Annotated in this window: 18 protein-coding genes; 15 read left to right on the forward strand and 3 right to left on the reverse strand. The window is 67.6% G+C overall.

Annotation, left to right across the window (positions count from 1 at the left end; genetic code table 11):
• Positions 1-182 precede the first annotated feature (182 nt).
• Entirely contained in the window at positions 183-1,361 is a 1,179-nt protein-coding gene (locus tag CR918_RS00495) for a serine hydrolase domain-containing protein (RefSeq protein WP_099841817.1), read from the forward strand.
• Positions 1,358-2,542, forward strand: a complete 1,185-nt coding sequence (locus tag CR918_RS00500) for an MFS transporter (RefSeq protein ID WP_099841818.1) — start codon at positions 1,358-1,360, stop codon at positions 2,540-2,542. Before CR918_RS00495 ends, CR918_RS00500 begins: the two co-directional genes overlap by 4 nt.
• Before the next feature lie 202 nt (positions 2,543-2,744).
• On the opposite strand, the gene CR918_RS00505 is transcribed toward CR918_RS00500, so the two are convergent.
• The gene (locus CR918_RS00505) at positions 2,745-4,364 is read right to left on the reverse strand and encodes an EAL domain-containing protein (protein WP_099841819.1); all 1,620 of its coding nucleotides are present in this window, start codon (positions 4,362-4,364) and stop codon (positions 2,745-2,747) included.
• A gap of 228 nt (positions 4,365-4,592) precedes the next feature.
• On the opposite strand from CR918_RS00505, the gene cycA reads away from it, so the two are divergent.
• Together cycA and CR918_RS00515 are read left to right on the forward strand one after the other, a co-directional pair.
• Entirely contained in the window at positions 4,593-5,966 is a 1,374-nt protein-coding gene (cycA, locus tag CR918_RS00510; protein ID WP_025879191.1) for a D-serine/D-alanine/glycine transporter, read from the forward strand.
• Between the two features lie 431 nt (positions 5,967-6,397).
• Positions 6,398-7,174, forward strand: a complete 777-nt coding sequence (locus tag CR918_RS00515; protein WP_033830232.1) for a lytic transglycosylase domain-containing protein — start codon at positions 6,398-6,400, stop codon at positions 7,172-7,174.
• Between the two features lie 7 nt (positions 7,175-7,181).
• On the opposite strand, the gene CR918_RS00520 is transcribed toward CR918_RS00515, so the two are convergent.
• Positions 7,182-8,705, reverse strand: a complete 1,524-nt coding sequence (locus tag CR918_RS00520; protein ID WP_099844200.1) for a hypothetical protein — start codon at positions 8,703-8,705, stop codon at positions 7,182-7,184.
• Positions 8,706-8,879: 174 nt separating this feature from the next.
• On the opposite strand from CR918_RS00520, the gene CR918_RS00525 reads away from it, so the two are divergent.
• Positions 8,880-10,961, forward strand: coding sequence for an SMP-30/gluconolactonase/LRE family protein (locus CR918_RS00525; RefSeq protein ID WP_099782651.1), 2,082 nt, complete (start codon positions 8,880-8,882; stop codon positions 10,959-10,961).
• Here CR918_RS00525 and CR918_RS00530 read toward each other — a convergent pair.
• Positions 10,939-11,346 carry a YciI family protein gene (locus CR918_RS00530; protein WP_049464203.1) on the reverse strand — a complete coding sequence of 136 codons (408 nt, stop codon included), beginning with the start codon at positions 11,344-11,346 and terminating at the stop codon, positions 10,939-10,941. The two genes, CR918_RS00525 and CR918_RS00530, sit on opposite strands and share 23 nt — an antisense overlap.
• A gap of 719 nt (positions 11,347-12,065) precedes the next feature.
• Between CR918_RS00530 and CR918_RS00535 the strand changes: the two genes are divergently transcribed.
• The 10 genes from CR918_RS00535 to CR918_RS00580 all read left to right on the forward strand — a co-directional run bounded on the left by CR918_RS00535 (position 12,066) and on the right by CR918_RS00580 (position 21,989).
• The gene (locus CR918_RS00535; protein WP_099841820.1) at positions 12,066-12,482 is read left to right on the forward strand and encodes a YciI family protein; all 417 of its coding nucleotides are present in this window, start codon (positions 12,066-12,068) and stop codon (positions 12,480-12,482) included.
• Between the two features lie 39 nt (positions 12,483-12,521).
• Positions 12,522-12,944 (forward strand): VOC family protein, encoded by a 423-nt coding sequence (locus CR918_RS00540; protein ID WP_025878381.1) that lies wholly within the window; start codon positions 12,522-12,524, stop codon positions 12,942-12,944.
• 37 nt (positions 12,945-12,981) lie between these two features.
• On the forward strand, positions 12,982-13,392 hold the full coding sequence (locus CR918_RS00545; protein ID WP_099841821.1) for a VOC family protein: 411 nt from the start codon (positions 12,982-12,984) through the stop codon (positions 13,390-13,392).
• A gap of 24 nt (positions 13,393-13,416) precedes the next feature.
• On the forward strand, positions 13,417-13,773 hold the full coding sequence (locus CR918_RS00550; RefSeq protein ID WP_025878383.1) for a DUF1428 domain-containing protein: 357 nt from the start codon (positions 13,417-13,419) through the stop codon (positions 13,771-13,773).
• A 45-nt stretch (positions 13,774-13,818) separates the two neighbouring features.
• The gene (locus CR918_RS00555; RefSeq protein WP_099841822.1) at positions 13,819-15,081 is read left to right on the forward strand and encodes an RNA polymerase sigma factor; all 1,263 of its coding nucleotides are present in this window, start codon (positions 13,819-13,821) and stop codon (positions 15,079-15,081) included.
• A gap of 107 nt (positions 15,082-15,188) precedes the next feature.
• On the forward strand, positions 15,189-16,385 hold the full coding sequence (locus tag CR918_RS00560) for a hypothetical protein (RefSeq protein ID WP_025878385.1): 1,197 nt from the start codon (positions 15,189-15,191) through the stop codon (positions 16,383-16,385).
• On the forward strand, positions 16,376-17,476 hold the full coding sequence (locus tag CR918_RS00565) for a hypothetical protein (protein WP_025878386.1): 1,101 nt from the start codon (positions 16,376-16,378) through the stop codon (positions 17,474-17,476). The genes CR918_RS00560 and CR918_RS00565 overlap by 10 nt, the downstream gene beginning before the upstream one ends.
• Before the next feature lie 134 nt (positions 17,477-17,610).
• Positions 17,611-18,285, forward strand: coding sequence for a hypothetical protein (locus CR918_RS00570; protein ID WP_025878387.1), 675 nt, complete (start codon positions 17,611-17,613; stop codon positions 18,283-18,285).
• 16 nt (positions 18,286-18,301) lie between these two features.
• On the forward strand, positions 18,302-19,948 hold the full coding sequence (locus CR918_RS00575) for a CsgG/HfaB family protein (RefSeq protein ID WP_099841823.1): 1,647 nt from the start codon (positions 18,302-18,304) through the stop codon (positions 19,946-19,948).
• A 391-nt stretch (positions 19,949-20,339) separates the two neighbouring features.
• On the forward strand, positions 20,340-21,989 hold the full coding sequence (locus tag CR918_RS00580) for a M28 family metallopeptidase (RefSeq protein WP_099841824.1): 1,650 nt from the start codon (positions 20,340-20,342) through the stop codon (positions 21,987-21,989).
• Positions 21,990-22,025: the final 36 nt, after the last annotated feature.

Consider the following 22,025-nt stretch of genomic DNA (forward strand, 5'->3'; position numbering starts at 1 on the left):
GCCCGCTGACGTGGCCCGCGCAACACTGCGGTGCGCGGGCCTGGCGGGGCGGTGCGGCCCAGTGGTTCCGGGCATCATGCCGATTGCGGACCTTGCGGTCCATGATGCACGGAGCCCCGCCCCGCTTTTTGCCGGCGCCGGAGCTGCCTACCGTGGCGGGCCTCTCCCCACGGATCACCCCGATGACACTCGCCCTTCCTGTTGATACCGCACCGGCACTGCCCGCGGTGAGCGCGCTGCTGCGGGCCGTGCATCCGCAGCGCCTGGTCGGTGCGGTGGTACTGGTACGCGAGCACGGCGTGCTGCGCCACGCCAGCGCCAGTGGCCTGGCCGACCGTGAATCGAACACGCCGATGCGCCGCGACCACCTGTTCCGGCTGGCCTCGGTGAGCAAACCGCTGCTGACCACGGTGATCCTGCGCCTGGTAGCCGAGGGGGTGCTGGACCTGGACGCGCCGGTGCAGCGCTGGTTGCCGGCGTTCCGCCCGGCACTGGCCGATGGCAGCCGCCCGCCGATCAGCCTGCGCCAGCTGCTCAGCCACAGCAGTGGGCTGGGCTACCGCTTTCTGGAGGCCGATGCCGAGGGGCCCTATGCCCAGGCGGGTGTGAGCGACGGCATGGACGCGAACCCGGTGACGCTGCAGCAGAACGTGCAGCGTATCGCGCAGGCGCCGCTGTTGTTCGCGCCGGGCAGCCAGTGGCTGTACTCGCTGGGCGTGGATGTGGCGGGCGCCGTGGCTGAAGCGGCCACCGGCGAAAGGTTGCAGGTGTTGTTCGACCGGCTGCTGGCGCAGCCGCTGGGCCTGCGCGACACCGCGTTCGCCACCGCCGAGGGTAGTCGTCTGGCCACGCCGTATGTCAGTGACCTGCCGCAGCCGCATCGGTTGCGGGAGGGCGAGGTGGTGCCTGCGTTCGAGGGCTCGGTGGGCATCGAATACAGCGTGGCGCGGGCGACCGATCCACACCGCTATCCGTCGGCAGGCGCGGGGCTGGTGGGCAGTGCCGATGAGGTAATGGCCGTGCTGGAAGCGTTGCGCGATGTGCGCGCCTCGCAGCTGCTGCCGGACAGCGTGGTTGCACAGATGGGAACCCCGCAGGTCGGCGAGCTGGGACCGGTTGATCCGCCGGGTTGGGGCTTCGGCCTCGGCTTTGCGGTGCTGCGTGATGCAGCGGCCAGCGGCACACCGCAGACCGCAGGGACATGGCGTTGGGGCGGTGCTTACGGCCACAGCTGGTTCGTGGACCCGGCGCGTGGCCTGAGCGTGGTCGCGCTGACCAACACGCTGTACGAAGGCATGCATGGCGCGTTTGTCGATGAACTGCGCGATGCGGTGTACGCCGATCTGGAGACGGTGCGATGAGCGGCCACGCAATTGATGCAGGGGCTCCGGCGGGTGAAGCAACGCGCCTGCCGTGGCGCGGGCTGCTGGCACTGGCCGGTGGTGGCTTCATCACTCTGCTGACCGAAACGCTGCCAGCGGGCGTGCTGCGGCCGATGGGCGAGAGCCTCGGCGTCAGCGACGCGGCCGCAGGGCAGCTGGTGAGCGTGTATGCACTGGGCTCGGTGCTGGCTGCGTTGCCGATGACTGCGCTGACCCAGCGCCTGCCACGTCGTCCGCTGCTGCTGGCGGCGATTGCCGGCTTCATGGTGGTCAACACCGTGACCGCGCTGAGCCACGACTACGTGCTGACCCTGGTGGCGCGCTTCCTGGCGGGTGTGGGCGCGGGCCTGCTGTGGTCGCTGGTGGCCGGCTATGCCGCGCGCATGGTGGTGCCGGAACTGCAGGGAAGGGCGATCGCGGTAGCGATGATCGGCTCGCCGCTGGCGCTGTCGCTGGGGGTGCCGGCCGGCACCTTGCTGGGCCAGCAGATCGGGTGGCGCTGGGCGTTCGCGTTGATGAGCGTGCTGGCGGTGCTGCTGCTCGGCTACGCCCGATGGGCGCTGCCCGCGTTGCCGGCGGCCGGTGCAGGCCGGCGCATGTCGCTGGGTTCGGTCTGGCGCATGCCCGGCATCCGCAGCACGCTGCTGGTGATGGTGCTGTACGTGCTGGCGCACAACGTGCTGTACACCTACATCGAGCCGTTGGCAGTGCAGGCCGGCGCCGGGGCGTGGCTGGACCGGCTGCTGCTGGCATTCGGCATCGCCGCGATCGTGGGTATCGCCATCGCCGGCTGGGGCGTGGACCGCCACCTGCGCGCGCTGGTGTGGGCCAGCGTGATCGGCTTCGTGATGGCGGTGGCTTCGCTGCTGCTGTGGCCAGGCGTGCCGGGCGTGCTGCTGCTGGTGACGATCCTGTGGGGCGTCGCGTTCGGTGCGGTACCCACCCTGTTCCAGACCGCCCTGGCGCGCCGCGCCGGTGCCGCCGCCGACCTGGCGCAGTCGATGCTGGTGACCGGCTGGAACCTGGCCATCGCCGCCGGCGGCGTCGGCGGCGGCCTGATGCTGCAGGCCAGCGGCGCCCAGCACCTGGCCTGGCTGCCGTTGCTGCTGCTGGTGGTGTGCGGCCTGTGGGTCTGGGCGCGGCCGAAGGCCTGGGCGTAGGCGTCGATCGAGGATGACGGGGTTGCCGGCCAGCGGCCGGCACTACCCCAGCCGAAGCTCAACAGCGCGCGCGAGCGCAGCGACCCGCTGTTGCTTTTCTCTTCTCTATTTACGTGGTGGAACGCCGCAGAGATCTGTACCACCCGGCCAACCCACGAACAGCTTTATGCGACCCACCACGAGGGGCGTCGCCGTTCGCCGGCTACTCCCCCGCCTGCTCGCGCTCGAACGGCACGCTGCGCGGATTCTGCATGTGCTCCCGCGCTGCGCCGTACTGCTGCTGGCGCTTGCGGTGGAAGGCGATGAACTCATCGCGCGGCAACGGCCGCGAGAACAGCCAGCCCTGGCCGAACTGCACGTGCTGGCTGTGCAGGTAGGCCAGCTGCGCTTCGGTTTCCACACCTTCGGCCACCACCCACAGGCCCAGCTCGCGGGCCATGCCGATGATGTGCGGCGTGACCGGGCTGGTCGCGCTTTCGGTGCCGATCGCATCGACGAAGGACTTGTCGATCTTCAGTGCATCCAGCGGCAGCTGCTGCAGGTACTGCAGGCTGGAATAGCCGACGCCGAAATCATCGATGGCCACGCTGTGGCCGGCGCGCCGCGCCGCAGCCAGCATGGTGCGTGCACGGTCGATGTCGAGGAAGCCATGTTCGGTGGCCTCCAACCAGATCTGCTGCGGCAGGATGCCGCTGCCGGCCATGCGCTGCGAGATCACCTTCAGCGCACGTCCGCTGCTGATGTCCTCGGCCGCCAGGTTGATCGCGATGTGTGCACTGCGATCCTCGGCCAGCAGCTCACGCATGTCGGCAACCACGTTCTCGATCACCAGGTCGGTGATGGCGGCGATCATCCCGGCTTCTTCGGCCAACGGAATGAACAGGTCCGGACGCACCTGCGTGCCGTCGGGGCGCTGCCAGCGCACCAGCGCCTCGGCGCCGACGCAGATGCCGGTGTCCAGTTCGATGATGGGCTGGTAGTGCAGGTAGAGTTCGCGGCGGCGGATGGCGATGCCCAGTTCGCCGCGCATCGACAGCCGTCGTCGCGACAGCCAGATCACCAGGCCGGCACCGGCGGCGGCCATCAGCAGGCCCAAGGGCACGAACAGCCACGCCTGCTGCCGGAACGTGGCCGCCAGCGCAGTGCGTGGCGCCGTGGCGATCGCCAGCCATTCACCGCTGCGCGCGCTGGCATACAGGGTGTCGCGGTCCAGGCCCTCGCCGGGCTCACGCAGCAGGCGCTGCAGCAGGGCGGGGTCCATGCCGTCCTGCTGGGTCAGCAGCCTTCCATCCGGACTTGCCAGGGCCAGCCGCACGTCCGGATCGACGATGACGTCGACGAAGCGCCGAGGGTCGACCAGCACGTCGTAGGACCCGTACATCATGGACAGCATCGGCCGCCGGCCAGCCGCCTCGGGGCGCACGTTGACGGTGATGCCGGCACCATCGCTGGTGACGTGGTCCGGCGTAGGCTGGTCCACAACCTGCTGGAACGGCCCCCACGACGTGCAGCGCAGCTTGCCGCCCTCGAAGTAGCCCATCTGGTCCGACGACGGCGTGGTCATCACCAGGGTCTGCATGCGCTGGATGTGTTCGGCCCCGCAGGGCGGCAGCACGGTGGCCTCGGCCGACTTCAATGCCGCCAGTGCTTCCTGGTAGGACACTTCGGTACGCCGCAGGCTGCGCTCGGCGATGGCATGCAGCCGCTGCTGTTCGACACTTACGGCACGGTCCCAGGTGGCATAGACCATGACCGCGATCGGCACTGCCGCGGCCAGCACGGCCAGGACGGTGCCGCCGATGATGACCCGCAGTCGGCTCATGACCGGGGCTCCAGAGAGGTGTGCAGGGCTGGGCACATGGGCGGGGCCGGTCCTTGGGCGATGGCGGTATATGAACACGGCGCAGGGCTGGGCGGAATGGGACAAAGGCGGTAACGGGTCACATTGTGGTGAAAGTGACACTTGCTGACGGCCCTGGGCCGTCCGGCGCTGGCGTTGTGGCAGCGGGAGGACTACCGTCGAACGCTTCACCCGCCCCTTCCCGCGCCCATGACCGAGCCCGCCACGCCCCCCGAGCACCTGCGCCGCAGCCTGTCCAACCGCCACCTGCAACTGATCGCCATCGGCGGTGCCATCGGCACCGGCCTGTTCATGGGTTCGGGCAAGACCATCAGCCTGGCCGGCCCGTCCATCGTATTGGTCTACCTGATCATCGGCGCGATGCTGTTCTTCGTGATGCGGGCGATGGGCGAGTTGCTGCTGTCCAACCTGCAGTACAAATCCTTCATCGATTTCTCCACCGATCTGCTCGGGCCGTGGGCCGGGTTCTTCTGCGGGTGGACGTACTGGTTCTGCTGGATCGTCACCGCCATCGCCGACGTGATCGCCATCGCCGCCTATGCGCAGTTCTGGTTCCCGGGACTGGAAGCGTGGAAACCGGCGCTGGCCTGCGTGATGCTGCTGCTGTCGTTGAACCTGGTGACGGTGAAGCTGTTCGGCGAAATGGAGTTCTGGTTCGCGCTGATCAAGATCGTGGCGATCTGCGCGCTGATCATCACCGGTGCTGGACTGGTGGCCTGGGGCTTCACTTCGCCCAGCGGCCACACCGCATCGCTGTCGAACCTGTGGAATGACGGCGGCATGTTCCCGATGGGCCTGGTGGGTTTCTTCGCCGGTTTCCAGATCGCGGTGTTCGCCTTCGTCGGCATCGAGCTGGTGGGCACCACCGCTGCGGAAACGGCTGACCCCGAGCGCAACCTGCCCAAGGCGATCAACTCGATCCCCGTGCGCATCATCATCTTCTACGTGCTGGCGCTGATCGCGATCATGGCGGTGACTCCATGGCGCCAGGTGGTGCCGGACAAGAGCCCGTTCGTGCAGCTGTTCGTGCTGGCCGGCATTCCCGCCGCCGCCAGCCTGATCAACTTCGTGGTGCTGACCTCGGCCACGTCCTCGGCCAACAGCGGCATCTTCTCCACCAGCCGCATGCTGTATGGCCTGGCCGAGGAAGGCCACGCGCCACGTGGCCTGTCCAAGCTCTCGCGCGCTGCAGTGCCGGCACGGGGCCTGCTGTTTTCCTGCCTGTGCCTGCTGGGCGGCACCCTGCTGATCTACCTGATCCCCAACCTGGTGACCGCCTTCACCCTGGTGACGACCCTGGCGACGGTGTTGTTCATCTTCGTCTGGTCGCTGATCCTGGTGGCCTACATGGTCTACCGCCGCCGCTATCCCGAGCGCCACGCGGCCTCGATCTTCAAGATGCCCGGTGGCGTGGCGATGTGCTGGGCCTGCCTGGTCTTCTTTGCTGCGGTACTGGTGCTGCTGAGCCTGCAGGCCGACACCCGCCAGGCGCTGATCGCCAGCCCAGCGTGGTTCGTGCTGCTGGGCGCTGGTTATTGGCTGCGGCGGAAGATGGCGAGATAGTCAGGAAGACCCTCGCCAACAGATCGAGCGGCCTCGGCGAGTCCCATCCACGCATGGCGTGGATCTACACGTGTCGACCAAGGTCGACACCCACCAGAAGCCGCGTGGTCGACACCCATCAACAGCCGCACAGAACACCGTTCCCAGATCGCGGAAATCTGTCGAAGGCGGGGTGGGTCCGGTTGCGGGGGTGTCCGCGGCATGGATGCCGCGGCCAAGCCCCCAGGGATGGGTTTACGGCGTCCCCCGCAACCGGACCCACCCCGCCATCCCACGGATAGCCCGCTGTTGCTGTTGCCGTTGCCATTGCCGTTGCCATTGCCGTTGCCATTGCCGTTGCTGCGGCCGTTGCTTCTGCGGGTGCCGGGCGCCACCCGGCCGAACCCCCATTCACTCAGTGTTAGCGGCCGCAGCCGGATCATCCCGCCGCCATGTCCCTCCGTCCCGCCCTCGTCGCGCTGTTGCTGCTGTCTGGCCTGTGGCCAGGGCTGGCCGCTGCGCGCACGGTCTACCGCTGCGTGCAGGGCAACACCGTCAGCCTGGCCACCGCACCGGAACCCGGCTCGCGCTGCACGCCGAAGGAGATCGAGGACAGCGCCGTGCAGACCCCCAACCTGTGGGGCAACATGGGCGTGTTCAGTGGCGTGCTGTACGAGCGCGAGCAGGACGGCAAGCTTGTCTACTCCACCCGCAACCTGCCCGGCTCAAGGGTGTTCCTGAAGTTCACCGTAGCCACACCGCCGGGCGAACCGGCGCACGAAGGCCTGGGCAAGGTCGGCAAGCCCCAGCTGGCCCAGCACGCAAAACAGTTCAAGGCGGCGGCCAAGGCCACCGGCGTGGACGATGCCTGGTTGCGGGCGATCGCCCACGCCGAAAGCAATTTCGACGCGCTGGCGGTGTCCAGCAAGGGCGCGCAGGGCGTGATGCAGCTCATGCCGGACACCGCGCTGGAATACGGCGTGCGCGACCCGTTCTCGCCGCAGCAGTCCATCGACGGCGGCGCCCGCTATATGCGCGCGCTGCTGCGTCGCTACAACGGCGACCGTCCGCTGGCAGCGGCGGCCTACAACGCCGGCATCGGTGCGGTGGCGCGCTACAAGGGCGTGCCACCGTATGCCGAAACCCTGGCCTACGTGGACAAGGTGATGGCCCTGTATACACGCTACCGCGAAGCGATGGGCATCCGTATCGAAGTGCCGGCGAAATGACCGGCGATCAGCGCGATGTGGAAATGCTGTAGAGAGGGTAGCGCTCAATCCGGCCGACGCGGTTGATCGCGGCACGCACATCGGCACGCTGTTTCAGTTCGCGCCAGCGTTCGTCGGCCACCCGCTCCGCCGGCAGCGAGGGATACACGCGCATGTCCTGCAGGCTGAGCAGTGCGTCGGTGCGATCCTCTGCGGATTCCAGTTGGCTTATCAGCGCGGCTGCGGCGGCCTCCATGTCGCCTTCTTCAATCAGCAGCTCCATATGGATCTGGGGTGCGTCCTTGCGGTGGCTGACGATTTCCGCGCGCGCGGCCGCCGCTGCCGCCGGATCGTTGTTCTCGCGCGCATGCACGAAGGTCAGGTAGGCGCGCGCCGCCAGCCCGAAGGGCGACAGCCCGTCCATGCCGGCAAGCAGGGTGTCGCTCTCGCGTTCGTGGCCAGTGGCAGACAGCATGAAGGCCAGGTTCATGCGGTGCTCGGCCGCGTCCGGGCCAAGAGCACCGACCGCATCGGTCAGTCGTGCGGCCGCCACCGAGTCGTCGATGCGATCCAGCCGGCGCAGTGCCAGCGTGCGGTAGTCCAGCAGCCACGCCAGCCAGGTTGCCTCCTCACCCGCAGGACGCTGGCCGGCACTGACCATCCGCGCAATGTCATCGGTGAACTGCACGATCTGCTCGTTCTCGCCCACCATCAGCTGGATGAAGCCGAACGCAGCCAGCTTGGCATTCAAGCGGCGATCGAGCAGGCCAGACACGCGCAGGTCATCCAGCTTGCGCTGTGCCACCTGCTGCGGATCGAACCGCGGATCGCGGCGATCGACGTAGCGGTCGAAGCGCTTGTCGCTGCGCAATGCGATCACCTCCAACGGTGTATCGATGCGGGCAATCGTGGCAGCTGCCTCTGCGCTGCGGCCGTGCTCGACCTGCAATGTCGCCAGCACCAGCCAGAGGCCGGTGGGTTCAACGCCATCCCCCGTCCACTGGTTGTCGAACAGGCTCTTCAGCAGGGCCATGCGTTGAGCCGGCTGCGCACGCAGCGTGTACTGCAGGTAGCTGACGGTCTGCGTATCAACCTGCACGGGGGCATCTGCATGGGTGGCCGCTTGCAGCAGGTGAAGGGTTGCGGCGGCGGTGTTGTCCTCGGCCAGTTCCACCGATACCAGGGTGGCCAGCGTGGCCGGGTCGTTCGGCAGCGCGGTCAGTGCCTGCTGCAGGTAGCGGCGGGCAACGCCGGGGGCATCCTGCATCAACGCGGTGGCACCGGCGATCTGCGCGTTGCGCCCACGCACGGCGGGCTCGAGACGGGCGAACAACGGATCGTCCATCAGCCGTTCGAACGCGATCATGGCACCCAGCATGTTGCCGCTGCCGGCCATCATCAACGCCGACTCCCACCGTTGCTGGTAGGCGGAAAAGGGGGTATCCGCGATCTCCTGCGCTGGCGCCTCGGGATGGGGCTCGACGGCGTGTGCAGATGCTGCCGCCAGCACGGTGAGCAGCAGCGCGGCGAGAGGCAGGGTAGGTCGGGACATGACGGCATCCATCCTTGGAAAGTGCGTTGATTTGAATGCGAAGTGCGTTGATTTGAACCCGCAAAGGGCTGCCACCACAAGCACCCCCGCATTTGCAGCGGCGTGGCCTTGGCAGCCGGGAGTGCAGCGACTATCGTCTGACCCTCTTCACGGTCTGGCAGGCGAACAGGAACGATGGCACGGCGGCATTGGATGGCGGCAGGCGTAGTGGTGGCAACAGCGGTGGCGCTGGCGGCAACCTGGTGGGAGTTCCCGGCATCGGGCCCGACAGTAGCGAGCGGCCCGGCCGCCACGCCGCTGGGCTGGACCGCACAGATCGAGCTGCTGGCCGGCGACGGTCATCCGGGTAATCGCGATGGCGCCTCGGCGCAGGCACGCTTTGCCGACCCCTACGCGCTGCTGGCCAGTGCCGATGGCAGCGTCTACTTCACCGATGCCGGTGACAACAACCGTATTCGCCGCCGCCTGGCCGATGGCCGTATTGAAACGGTAGCGGGGCAGGGCGAGGGTCGTGTTGATGGGCCTGCCCTGCAGGCAAGTTTCAACACGCCTTCGGGTATTGCCGCCGATGCGCAGGGCAACCTGTATGTGGCCGACACCGGCAATCATGCGATCCGGCGCGTCAGTACCGATGGACAGGTGACGACGCTGGCCGGTGGCCAGCAAGGCTTCGCCGATGGTCCTGCCGCGCAGGCGCGCTTCGATGGGCCGATGGGCATCGCCGTGGATGCGCAGGGACAGGTCTATGTGGCTGATACCTGGAATGACCGCATCCGGGTGATCGGTACCGATGGCAACGTGCGTACGTTGGCCGGCGGCGACCGCCCGGGCTTCGCCGATGCGGTCGGCGCTGACGCTCGTTTCGATACACCGGTGGCGCTGGCCTTCGATGCGCACGGCGCACTGCTGGTGGCCGATCTGTTCAACAACGCAGTGCGTCGCGTCGGCACCGATGGCATGGTCAGCACCGTCGTTGGCCGCGGGGAGGTCATCAATGGCCCGCTGTCACTGGCCACCACGCATGACGGCGTGCTGTACGTGGGTGACCTGGATGGACGCATCGTGCAGGTGACCCCGCAGGGACATCAGCTGGCACTGCTGGGCAATGACCGCCTGCCACGCCTGGCGCGCCCCAGCGGTCTGGCGGTAGAGGCCGACGGCACCCTGCTGGTGGCCGATTCCGCGGCTTATCGCCTGCATCGCCTGCGCCCGTTGCCGGTGGGTGAACTGCCCGCACCGGCGCTGGTGGGCCCGGCCTCGGATGCGGCGCTGCCGGACAGTGGCGGACGCTGGCCACTGGCACCGCAGGATGGCTGGCACGAAGTGGTCGGCACACTCGGCGAGGTGCGCGGCACCTTCCAGGGTGAGAGCCGCCACCACCTGCACGGCGGCTTCGATGTGCGCGGCGATGTCGGCCAGACCGTACTGGCGATCGCCGAGGGCAAGATCAGCAGCCCGATTGCCGCCTGGAGCCTGGGCGGACAGGCCGAAGGCCTGGCCGTGGACCGGTTGAAGTACATCCACATGCGCGTCGGTCGTACGCCACGCGGCGAACCGTTCGACGCGCGCTGGCAGCCGCTGTACGCCGAAGACGGCACGCTGGAGCGGATCCGCGTGCGCCGTGGTACACGCATCCACGTCGGCGACCGCCTGGGCAGCATCAACAACCAGGCGCACGTGCACCTGGCCGTGGGCAATGGCGGTTTCGAGACTAATGCGGTGGCGCTGGGGTTCAAGGGCTATGCCGACCACTTCGCGCCGCGCATCACCGATGTGGCGCTGCTGGACGATAACGACCAGCCACTGGCCGCCGGCAGCGATGGCGTGGTGATGCTGGCCCGGCAGGGACGCGGCGTGCAGATCGTGGTGGAGGCCTGGGACCAGGTGGACAACAACCTGCCGCGTCGTCGGCTGGGGCCGTACCAGGTGGGCTACCAGATCCTCGATGCCGCCGGGCAGCCACTGCAGGGCTACGAGCAGCCGCGCTGGAACATCGTCTTCAACCGCATGCCACCGCAGAAGCAGGCGGTGAAAGTGGCTTACGCACCCGACAGCGGCATCACCGTGCATGGTAGCGCGGTCACCCGCTTCCGTTATCTGGTGACCAACACCGTGCGCGATGGGCTGATGGAAACCGGGCGCTGGCAGCCGGCGGCGTTGCCGCCGGGCGAGTACATCGTGCGTGCCAGTGCGCGCGACTACAGCGGCAACGAAGGCGTGGGCCCGCGCGACATCAGGGTACGGCTGCTGCCATAGCCGCGGCCGGGGCGCCGCAGCGTTCGCGCTCGGCGTCCATGTCTTCCAGCGGCCGCACCTCGATGCTGCCGAAGCGGGCCCACGGGAAGCCCTGGGCGATACGCATGGCCTCATCGCGGTCACGGGCGACGATCAGGTTGAAGCCGGCCAGCAGTTCGCGGGTTTCGGCGAAGGGGCCATCGAGTACCCGGCTGTGGCCATCGCGCACGCGCAGGGTCTGCGCCGATTCGATCGGCTGCAGTTTCTGCGCGGCCAGCAACGTGCCTTCGGCCTGCAGTTTGTCGGCATGGGCGAGGCAGTCGCGCATCAACGTATTGAAGTCGTCGATGGGCAGTGTGCGCAGCAGTGACGGGTCAATGTAGATCAGAAGCAGGTACTGCTGCATGGCGGAGTCCTGGCGGCGGCGGGGGACCATGATCGCGCAGGTTTGCGCGGGGGCATGCTGCACTGCGAAAGGCAGAGCGGGAAGCGCGCCTTCGGCGGGGATCGGCGAACGGCGGGGCCCCTCCGTGGTGGAAGCACAAGCACAAGCATGAGCCATGGGATTGGCCGGGTGGGTAGGCGGGTCGGGGGACGCCGTGAACCCATCCCTGGGGGCTTGGCCGCGGCATCCATGCCGCGGACACCCCCGCCCCGCCTACCCACCCGGCCCTGGACAGTTTCCTGCGGCGTCCACCACGGAAAATCACAAACAAAGGCAAAAAGCGGGTCGCTTCGCTCGCAAAGCCGAGGCCGCCAGCCAACCGCCTTTGCTGTTGCTTCTGCCTTTTTTTCCTGATCTTCCCGTGGTGGATCGGAGGCAGGAATCTGTCCGTGGCCGGGCGGGTGGGTTGCGCAGGGGCGTAAGCGCCATGGATGGCGCGCCCGAGCCTACAGGGACGTATTCACGGCGTCCCCTGCGCAGCCCACCCGCCCGGCCAACCCACAGAGATGCAGCTCTTCACGACAAACCACCCCCACCACGGAGGGGCCCCGCCGTTCGCCGATCCCCGCCGAAGGCGCGCTCTCCGCAGGAAAAATAATTCGCACGACGGTGTCGATCCTCGCGCCCCTGGTTCGTTGTAAGAGGGAAGGGCACGCACCCGCAGCCCAGCGGAGACCGCAATGAAAGTGATGGTGATCGTCAAAGCCAACGCCGATTCCGAAGCCGGGCGCATGCCCAGCGAACAGGAACTGGCCGCCATGGGCGCCTACAACGAACAACTGGTGGCCGCCGGCATCATGCTCGCCGGGGAAGGCCTGCATGCCACCCAGCGTGGCCGCCGCATTCATTTCGGCAGCGGCGCGCCGCAGGTCGAGACCGGCCCGTTCGGCCCGGCTGGCGAGCAGATCGCTGGGTTCTGGCTGTGGGAGGTGCGCTCGCTGGACGAGGCCACCGAATGGGCCAGCCGTGCGCCCTTCGGCGCGGGCGGTGCCCTCGAACTGCGCCCGCTGATCTCGGCCGAAGACTTCGGTGAAGCCTTCACCCCTGAATTACAGCAGCAGGAACAGCGTCTGCGTGAGCAGCTCGACCGTGCCTGAGCACGGCCGCGCATTCATCCCATCCTACGGAGCATTCCCATGAAACTGATTCCCTTCCTCGGCTTCAGCGGCCAGGCCCACGACGCAATGGCGTTCTACGCCAAGGCGCTTGGCGGCCAGGTCACGTCGGAGATGAAGTACCGCGACATGCCGCCGTCCGACGGCTCGCCGGGCTGCAATGAGATGCCGGCCGACACCCTCGACCATGTGGCCCACAGCCAGCTGGAGATCGGCGCGGCGATCCTGATGGCAGCCGATGGTCCCGGCGGCGGCGAGGGCGGTTCGACCACCATCAACGTCGACGTGGACAGCATCGAAGAAGCCGAGCGCGTTTTCGCGGCGCTGGCCGAGGGTGGCCAGGTGCAGATGCCGATCGCCGAAACCTTCTGGGCCCACCGCTGGGGCATGTTGACCGACCGCTACGGCAAGCCGTGGATGGTCAACTGCATGAAGCAGCCCTGATTTTCCTTTTCTCCATCCATCGCAGGGAACCGCACCGATGAGTACACCGCAACCGCAGATGATCTTCGTCAACCTGCCCGTGCAGGATCTGGAAAAAGCCAAGGCGTTCTTCGCCGCGTTGGGCTACAGCTTCAACCCGGCCTTCACCGACGAGAACGCCGCCTGCATGGTGGTCAGCGAGAGCATCTTCGTGATGCTGCTGGTCAAGCCGTTCTTCCAGCAGTTCACCACCAAGTGCATCGCCGATGCGCATGCGCAGACCGAGGTGATCACCTGCCTGTCGGCTGACAGCCGCAAGGCGGTGGACGCCATGGTGGACAAGGCGCTGGCCGCCGGTGCCAGCGAACCGCAGCCGGCGCGCGACTACGGCTTCATGTACCAGCGCGGCTTCCAGGACCTGGATGGGCATCTCTGGGAAATCGCACACATGGACGGCGAGCCGGGCTGAGCGGCCGCCGCAGGGAGAATCCCGATGGCTTACGTGGATGCTTACGTATTGCCGTGCCCGCAGGACAAGGTGGCGGCCTATCGCCGCCTTGCCCGCCAGGCCGGCGCAGTGTGGAAGGACCATGGCGCGCTGCAGTACATGGAATGCGTGGCCGATGACGTGCAACCCGGCAAATCGACCTCATTCCCGCAGGCGGTGAAGCTCAAGCCGGGCGAAACGGTGATCGTGGCCTTCGTGGTGTTCCGCACGCGTGCCGCGCGCGACCGCATCAACAAGAAGGTGATGGCCGACCCGCGGCTGGCGCATATCGGCCCGAAGGACATGCCGTTCGATACCAAGCGCATGTTCTGGGGCGGCTTCAAGCCGATCGTGGAAGCGTGAACGCCGGCGCTTGTGCGGGCCGGGCCCGCATGCTGTGATCGGCGCATGCACGAGCCCGCCCTGAGCCAGCGCCTGGACACCCTCTGGCGGATGGAATCGCCAGTGTTGATCGCGCGCCTGGCGCGCCTGCTCGGCGGCGATGTCGGTCGTGCCGAAGAGCTGGCCCAGGACACCTGGCTGGCCGCGCTGGAGCGTTGGCCGGTGCAGGGCATCCCGGACAATCCTGGAGCCTGGCTGATGACCACCGCGCGCAACCGTGCCATCGATGTGCTGCGCCAGCACCGTCGGGTGGCGCAGCAGCATGCGCAATGGGGAGAGGAACTGCATCCGGCCGCATTGCCCTCGCCGGACGACAGCCAGGCGCTGGAAGACGACATCGGCGATGACCTGCTGCGGCTGATGTTCGTGGCCTGCCATCCAGTCCTGCCTGCCGACGCGCGGGTAGCGCTGAGCCTGCGCCTGCTGGGCGGGCTGACCACGACCGAGATCGCCCGCGCGTTCCTGCAGCCGGAGCCGACCATCGCCCAGCGCATCGTGCGTGCCAAGCGCACGTTGGCGCAGAAGCAGATCCCCTACGAAGTGCCGCGTGCCGATGCATTGCCGGAGCGACTGGCCTCGGTGCTGGAGGCGATCTACCTGGTGTTCAACGAAGGCTATGCAGCCAGTGCAGGCGACGACTGGATGCGACCGGCGCTGTGCGCCGAGGCGCTGCGGCTGGCGCGCATCCTCGCCCATCGCATGCCGGTGCCGCCGGTACTGGGTCTGTTGGCGCTGATGGAACTGCAGGCTTCGCGCGCGGCGGCACGGGTGGATGCGCAGGGTGCGCCGATCCTGCTGGACCAGCAGAACCGGGCACGCTGGGATTGGCTGCAGATCGAACGCGGCCAGCAGGCACTGGCGCGTGCGGTGTCGGCGGGTGGCGGCGATGACCCCTATGTGCTGCAGGCGCGGATCGCTTTCTGCCATGCCAGTGCGCGGCGTGCCGAAGACACCGACTGGGCACGCATCGCTGCGCTGTATGCGCAGCTGCTGCAGGTAATGCCATCGCCGGTGGTGGCATTGAACCGGGTGGTGGCGGTGTCGCGCAGCGAAGGCGCGTTCGCGGCATGGGCACTGTTGCAGCCGCTGCTGGATGAGCCACGCCTGCAGGGCTACGCACCGCTGATGGTGGTGCGGGGCGAACTGCTGCAGCAGCTGGGGCGGGAGCAGGACGCGCGTGACGCATTCGCCTCGGCAGCGGCGTTGAGCCAGAACCAGGCAGAGCGGACCCTGCTGCGGCAACGGGCCGGCCTGCCGCAGGAAAATTGAAGCCGACAAGGTCAGCACTTGTCGGTTTGCCCCGGAGCGGCTATGTTTCGCGCCCAGCGGGCGTGTTCGCGCCTGTCATTCGTGTGTCGTGACCGAGGAGCGGTTGGATGTTTTCAAGGACGAAGAGCGCACCGCGCGCTTTTGCGCGCCTGCTTGCCTATGCCCTGTGCCTGGCCGTATGGCCGTTGGCCAGCCAGGCCGCAGACAAATCGCAGCAGGCCTACTGGGCCGGCTTTGCCTATACCGCTGACGCCGCCGCCGTACAGGCGACCACCCCGCATGCGCATGCCGTGCTGGAAAAACGTGGCCTGATTCCGCTCAACCAGACCCTGGCACAGGCGCTCAAGCGCCGCGCACCGGCCAACCTGGAACTGATCGACCAGCCGGTGGCGATGCTCGACGGCACCACCAGCGCCGTGGTGCTGGCCGCTGCGCTGGACCGCGAGCTGGTATCGGTCGAACCGATCGGCGACCAGTACAAGGTGCTGGTGGAAGTGGCACTGCAGGCGCTGTTCTTCGATTTCCGCGAGCGCCAGGTGATCGCCTCCTATCCGCTTACCCTGCAGCGCATCGACGTGCAGGAGTACCGCCCGGACAGCGACGATATCGATGCGATCGTCGCCGATCTGCTGTACGGCGGTGCCGATACCAGCCTGTCGCAGGTGCTGGCCACCACCCTGGCCCAGGCCAAGCTGCCTGAAGCGGCCACGCGTCGCCTGCAGGTGGGTGCGGTGACCTTGTCCGACGCCACGCTGGCCAAGCTGCCCGACCCGAAGTGGGCCGGGCCGCTGCGCGCCACGCTGGCCCATGAGCTGTCCAAGACGCTGTCGTCCAATACCGGTGTCGGCCTGCTGCCGCCGGCCTCGGGCCAGGCGATCGGCGGTGCCATGGCCGCGCGCTTTGCCGACGGCAAGGTCTACCAGCTGAAGATTCCCGAGGCCGACTACGTCATCAGCCTGCAGGTGGATGCGCTGAAGAACGGCGTCATCAGTGAAACGCCGGCGATGAAGACGATGCTGTTCGGCGCGTTCTTCACCGCCAAGGTCACCGAGCCGTTCTCCGGCAAGGTGTACTTCGAACAACCACTGCGCAAGGGCGCCACCAAGGTGGTGCCGGTCACGCAGTGGCAGGTCGACCAGTGGTCGGCCAGCTACGAAACCCTGCTGGCCGGCTTCGATGCCTTCGCCGGCGCCGCCGCCAAGCGCGCCGATTCGCGCGCCTGGCTGGACGAGCAGAAGCCCGGCGGACGCCCGCTGCAGCAACAGACCCAAGCCCTCCAGGAGTTGATCAAATCATGTCGTTGATGCGTACCATCCTGCTCATCCTCATCGCCCTGGCGGTGGCCTCGCCGGTCGCCGCGCAGACCGCCAGCTCGCGCGGTACCGGTTCGGCCAGCTACAGCCTGCGCCTGAGTGCCGATACCCGTGCGCAGGCCCTGAACAAGGCCAAGGCCAATGCACTGGAGGCGTACATCGCCGAATCCGGTGCGGCCAAGCTGCGCCTGTTCGAATCGCGTCGCGCCGAGTTCCTCGGTGAAATCGACCGCTACGTGCTCAGCGCCGTGCAGCTGTCGGACAACGAAGACAAGAAGGCCAAGACCTACAGCGTCACCGTCCGCGCCGAAATCAACACCACCCTGCTGCAGACCAAGCTGGACGCCGGTTCGGCCGTGGCCGGTGCCACCGCCGCACAGCGTTCGCTGCTGACCTTCCTGTTCATGGCGCGCTCGCAGGACACCGTGCAGTCGTTCCAGGACAAGGAATACCGCCGCGTCGACGCCAGCAGCAGCTACAGCGAGAACACCCGTGAGGGCGACAGCTTCCGCGGCAACTCGGTCAGCACCAACGGCAGCATCAACCAGAACGGCTCGGTGTCGGTCACCAGCGGCGGCAGCACCACCGCCCGCAGCGACAACATCAGCTGGAAGGTGGCCAACGCCGCCGAAGTCAACACGGCCATGACCGGTGCCTTCAGCGCCGCCGGCTACGAAGTGGTTGAAGCCGAATACGTGGAAGGCGAGTCGCGCGGCCTGCTCAGCATCGAGCGCATCCGCAAGGACTTCAGCACCGGCAACGATCTCTCCGCGGCCACCCTGCGCGATACCGCCAACGGCATCCGTGCGGCGAACATCCCGTACATCGCTGTCGGTACCCTCGACGTCGGCATGCGCGACCGTGATCCGGCCAGCGGCAACACCCGCGTGTTCGTCACTGTCACCGGCAAGGTGCTGGACGTGACCGGTCGCTTCCCGCGCACCGTGTCGTCGGTGGGCCCGGTGCAGTTCTCCGGTACCGGCCCGAACGAAACGGTCGCCCGCACCAATGCACTGCAGCTGGCTGCCGAAAAGGCCGCCCAGCAGATGATCAACGAACTGAACGTCAAGGCGGTCCGCTGACGTTACCGCTGCGATCGCCGGGCATGGCCCGGCGCTACCGGCTCTGGTGGGTGCCGAGCGTGCTCGGCACCCACCCGCTGCTATCCCCGATCCCGCGCGCCGCATTGCGGCCGTCTCTCCCAAAGGACTCTTCCATGATCCGTAATACCGCTCTCGTCGTGGCCATCGCGGCCGCCACCCTGTCGATGCCGGCCCACGCCCAGTTCGGCAAGCTGAAGGACCTGGCCGGCGGCGCCACCGGCAGCTCCAGCAGCAGCGCCAGCGCTGCCGCCCCGGACGAAGCCGCGCAGGAAGCGCTGGTCCGTCGTTTCGTCAGCTCGCAGTCGCACTCGCTGCAGGCACAGACCTCCTTCGCCCGTGCCTTCGGCCTGGCCGAGCAGGTGCAGCTGCTGGAAGCCGAGCGCCAGGCGCTGTCGTCTGGTTCGGTGAACGTCGATGCGATGAAGAAGTCGGTGTCGGTCAGCGAAGCCGCCCAGGCCGCCATCGACGAGCGCCAGGCCGCACAGCCGGAACTGAACGCTGAATCCAAGCAGCACTACGCCGAAGGCCTGGTCTCGCTGCTGGCCTCGGCTGCCGAAGCACAGAAGCTGAGCGGCGAAGCCAGCGGCTTTGCGGCCGGCATGAAGAACCTGGGCGCCACCCAGATGGCCACCGTTGGCCGCAAGCTGGCCGCCGGTGCCTGGGTTGCCAAGGAATCGCCGGGCTTCATCAAGGGCCTGTACGGCTCGACCAAGTCGGCTGTGACCTTCGCCAAGAAGAGCAAGGTGAAGGTGCCGTCCAACGCCGATTCGATGCTGGATTCGCTCTGATACGAGGCAGCTCCGCATGCGTACGACGACTCGATTGATCGGCCTGGGCCTGGCAGCGGCCCTGCTGGCAGCCTGCGGCAAGCAGGATGCACCGGCAGAAACCGCTCCGGCCAAGGACAAGGCTGCCAGTGCGCTGGCCAGCAATGCGCCGGTGCAGGAAGCGCCCCTGCGTGGCACGCCGGATTTCGGCGGCACCACCCAGGTCGCGCGTGAAGCCGACGGTATCGGCAGCACCCGGGAACTGGCGGTGCTGGCGGCATTGCAGTCGGCCGTGGCCCAGGTCAACGGCGTACGCGTGGCCAGCCAGATGCAGAGCCTGCGCGCAGGCCTGCATGTGGACGTGGACGGTGAACACGTCGGCGATATCCGCGCCGACGCGTTCTCCCAGCAGATGATTGCCGGCTCGCAGGGCGCGGTGCTGGGCTATGAAATCCTCTCGCAGGATGAAGTGAGCCAGCTCGACGAAGAAACCATCGCCCGCGTGCGCGCCAGCGACGAAGGCTGGAGCTTCAAGGGGTCGGCCTCGGCCAGCGCTTCCGGCGAAGCCTCCGCCAAGGGCGGCTCGGCGTCGGCCAGCGTCAAGGAAAACTACGAAGAACAGGTCAAGGTAGACGCCAAGCGCGGTGCCAGCTCCTTCGATTCGGATGTCACCCGGCGCAGCATGCGCAGCTACTGGAAGGTGCGTGTCCGCGCGCAGATTGCCCAGTACCGCGCACCGGACGAAGAAGGCAAGCCGAAGATCGTGGTGGCTCTGCCGCGCACCAAGTCGGGCAGCTATGCCGTTGGCGATGGCCGGGTGAACGCCGACGAGGTCGCCCAGGCGATCCGCGCGCGGCTGTCCGACACGCTTACCCAGACCCAGCGCTTCATCGTGCTGGACCGCGAGTTCGGCGACGAACTGCAGGCCGAGATCGACCACATCAACAGTGGCAACGTGCGCCTGCAGGACACCGCGCGCGTTGGCCAGCAGCTGGCGACCGACCTGATCCTGATTCCGACCATCGAGCGGTTCGAGTACCCGCGCAGCGTGCGCAACCTGCGCATGTCCGATCGCCAGGTGACCTCGTATTCCGGTGGCGGCCGCATCACCCTGCGCCTGGTCAACGCCACCACCGGCCAGGTGGTGATGTCCGACAGCTTCGACCATCAGTTGGCCTCGACCGGCCCCAGCACGCTGCCGCGCGTGGTCAATGGCCGCAGCATGGCCGCCTCGATGATGGACTCGCTGTCCGGGCAGATCGGCAGCACGATCGTCACCACGCTGTTCCCGGTGTCGGTGGTGTCCGTCGATGGCGACCAGGTGGTGCTGAGCCAGGGCGGTGACACCGTGCAGGTCGGCCAGCGCTGGCAGGCCGTGCGCCTGGGCGAAGAGCTGAAGGACCCGCAGACCGGCCGTTCGCTCGGCCGCAGCGAGCATCCGTGCTGCACCATCCGCATCGACCGCGTTGCCGCGCAGACGTCCTACGGCACCCTGGAAGAGGGCGTCGACGCGATGCGCGGTGGTTTCCGCCCCGGCCAGATCGAACTGCGCCAGAAGCTGGGCAGCAAGCCCAAGGCCGCCGCCGGCGCAACCGCATCGGCCGCCCCGGCCGCCGCAGCGCGCCCGGCCAGCAAGCCCAAGCCCAAGCCCGCCGCCGCCCCGGCCGAAGACCCGAACTGGTAAGACACCTCGGTAATGCACAGATGGGGTCAGAGCTCTTTCCCACCGGGAAAGGGATCTGACCCCTTCTTGTTGCGTGTCGACCAAGGTCGATACCTACCAACAGCATCACAGAACGCCGTTCCGACAGATCGCAGAAATCTGTCCAAGGCGGGGAGGGTCTGGTTGCGGGGGTGTCCGCTGCATGGATGCCGCGGCCAAGCCCCCAAGGATGGGTTTACGGCCTCCCCCGCAGCCGGACGCTCAGCGCCATCCCACGGAATGCAGCTTCTGCTGTTGCTGTTGAGGTTGCCGGCCAGCGGCCGGCACTACCGCGGCTGCCGGGTGCAGGGCGCAGCCCTGCCGAACCTCTTACCCCTTACACTCCAGAACGATTTCCCTGCTGGAGAGAGCAATGAAGCGAGTAGTACTGGGCGTGCTGGCCCTGTCGGTGTCGAGCGCACTGATGGCGGCCACCCCGAAATTCGATGGCGCGCGGATCTCCGCCGACGTCAAGGAACTGGCCTCCGACGCCTACGAAGGCCGCTCCCCGGCCACCGCCGGCGAACAGAAGACCATCGCCTTCCTCAGCAAGCAGTTCGCCGACGCCGGCCTGCAGCCCGGCGGCGACCTGAAGGACGGCAAGCGCCTGTGGACCCAGGCCGTGCCGCTGCGCAAGGGCGACATCGTCGGCACCCCGCAGCTGTCGCTGCAGCAGGGCGGCAAGACCATCGCGCTGGAGCAGGGCAAGCAGATCGCCGTGCGTGCAGCCATGAACGGCGCCACCAACGTGGATATCAGCAAGGCACCGCTGGTGTTCCTTGGCTATGGCGTAAAGGCGCCGGAGCGCAACTGGGACGACTTCAAGGGCGTGGACCTGAAGGGCAAGATCGCCGTCGTGCTGATCAACGACCCGGACTTCGAAACCGGCAAGGGCGACTTCGACGGCAAGGGCATGACCTGGTATGGCCGTTGGCCGTACAAGTACGAAGAAGGCGCACGCCAGGGCGCACTCGGCGTGCTGATCGTGCATGAGACCGCCCCGGCGTCGTATGGCTGGGCCACGGTGGCCGGCTCCAACACCAACACCATGTTCGACGTGGTGCGCGACAATCCGGCTGACAGCCATCCGCTGCTGGAAGGCTGGATCCAGCGCGATCTGGCGGTCGAACTGTTCCGCTCGGCCGGGCAGGATTTCGAGGCGCTGAAGAAGAAGGCGCAGCAGCGCGACTTCACCCCGGTGCCGCTGACCGGCGCCAGCCTGGATGCGAAGTACGCGGTGAAGACCGAAGTGATCACCTCGCACAACGTGGCCGCGCGCCTGGAAGGCAGCACGCATCCGGACGAGACCCTCATCTACAGCGCGCACTGGGACCACATCGGCGTGGGCGAGCCCGACGCACGCGGCGACCGCATCTTCAACGGCGCGCTGGACAACGCCAGCGGCACCGCCTCGCTGATCGAACTGGCGCGTGGCTTCGCCAAGGCACCGCGTCCGCAGCGTTCGGTCGTGTTCCTGGCGGTAACCGCCGAGGAGAAGGGCCTGCTGGGTTCGGAGTACTACGCAACGCACCCGCTGTACCCGCTGGAAAAGACCGTGGCGATGATCAACATGGACGGCATGGCGCCGTTTGGCCCGTCGCGCGATTTCGGCATCTACGGCGCGGCGCGCTTCGAGCTGCTGGACCAGTTGAAGGACGTGGCCAAGGGCTGGGACATCCGCTACACGCCGGACCCGAAGCCGGAGGCCGGCCTGTTCTTCCGCTCCGACCACTTCCCGTTCGCCAAGCGTGGCGTGCCCGCGCTGTCCTGGTCGGCAGGGCAGGACTGGGTGGACGGTGGCGTCGCGGCGGGCAAGAAGGCGTCCGAGGACTACACCGCCAAGCGGTACCACCAGCAGGGCGACGAGTGGCAGCCGGACTGGGTGTTCGCTGGCGCCGCCCGCGACCTGGAAGTGCTGTACACCCTGGGCAACCAGTTGGCCAACTCGCGCAGCTGGCCGAACTGGAGCAAGGACGAGGCGTTCCGCGCCGTGCGTGACGCCAGCGCCGACCAGCGCAGATAAGGGAATGCGCCGGGCTCACCCGGCGCCTCCCCGGTT

The organism is Stenotrophomonas indicatrix (assembly GCF_002750975.1).
GTDB classification, from domain to species: Bacteria; Pseudomonadota; Gammaproteobacteria; order Xanthomonadales; family Xanthomonadaceae; genus Stenotrophomonas; species Stenotrophomonas indicatrix.

Excerpts from the sequence above, each read along its gene's own strand:
- CR918_RS00495 (WP_099841817.1), top strand. The coding sequence starts at position 183 with ATGACACTCGCCCTTCCTGTTGATACCGCACCGGCACTGCCCGCGGTG.
- CR918_RS00500 (WP_099841818.1), top strand. The coding sequence starts at position 1,358 with ATGAGCGGCCACGCAATTGATGCAGGGGCTCCGGCGGGTGAAGCAACG.
- CR918_RS00505 (WP_099841819.1), bottom strand. The coding sequence starts at position 4,364 with ATGAGCCGACTGCGGGTCATCATCGGCGGCACCGTCCTGGCCGTGCTG.
- cycA (WP_025879191.1), top strand. The coding sequence starts at position 4,593 with ATGACCGAGCCCGCCACGCCCCCCGAGCACCTGCGCCGCAGCCTGTCC.
- CR918_RS00515 (WP_033830232.1), top strand. The coding sequence starts at position 6,398 with ATGTCCCTCCGTCCCGCCCTCGTCGCGCTGTTGCTGCTGTCTGGCCTG.
- CR918_RS00520 (WP_099844200.1), bottom strand. The coding sequence starts at position 8,705 with ATGTCCCGACCTACCCTGCCTCTCGCCGCGCTGCTGCTCACCGTGCTG.
- CR918_RS00525 (WP_099782651.1), top strand. The coding sequence starts at position 8,880 with ATGGCACGGCGGCATTGGATGGCGGCAGGCGTAGTGGTGGCAACAGCG.
- CR918_RS00530 (WP_049464203.1), bottom strand. The coding sequence starts at position 11,346 with ATGCAGCAGTACCTGCTTCTGATCTACATTGACCCGTCACTGCTGCGC.
- CR918_RS00535 (WP_099841820.1), top strand. The coding sequence starts at position 12,066 with ATGAAAGTGATGGTGATCGTCAAAGCCAACGCCGATTCCGAAGCCGGG.
- CR918_RS00540 (WP_025878381.1), top strand. The coding sequence starts at position 12,522 with ATGAAACTGATTCCCTTCCTCGGCTTCAGCGGCCAGGCCCACGACGCA.
- CR918_RS00545 (WP_099841821.1), top strand. The coding sequence starts at position 12,982 with ATGAGTACACCGCAACCGCAGATGATCTTCGTCAACCTGCCCGTGCAG.
- CR918_RS00550 (WP_025878383.1), top strand. The coding sequence starts at position 13,417 with ATGGCTTACGTGGATGCTTACGTATTGCCGTGCCCGCAGGACAAGGTG.
- CR918_RS00555 (WP_099841822.1), top strand. The coding sequence starts at position 13,819 with ATGCACGAGCCCGCCCTGAGCCAGCGCCTGGACACCCTCTGGCGGATG.
- CR918_RS00560 (WP_025878385.1), top strand. The coding sequence starts at position 15,189 with ATGTTTTCAAGGACGAAGAGCGCACCGCGCGCTTTTGCGCGCCTGCTT.
- CR918_RS00565 (WP_025878386.1), top strand. The coding sequence starts at position 16,376 with ATGTCGTTGATGCGTACCATCCTGCTCATCCTCATCGCCCTGGCGGTG.
- CR918_RS00570 (WP_025878387.1), top strand. The coding sequence starts at position 17,611 with ATGATCCGTAATACCGCTCTCGTCGTGGCCATCGCGGCCGCCACCCTG.
- CR918_RS00575 (WP_099841823.1), top strand. The coding sequence starts at position 18,302 with ATGCGTACGACGACTCGATTGATCGGCCTGGGCCTGGCAGCGGCCCTG.
- CR918_RS00580 (WP_099841824.1), top strand. The coding sequence starts at position 20,340 with ATGAAGCGAGTAGTACTGGGCGTGCTGGCCCTGTCGGTGTCGAGCGCA.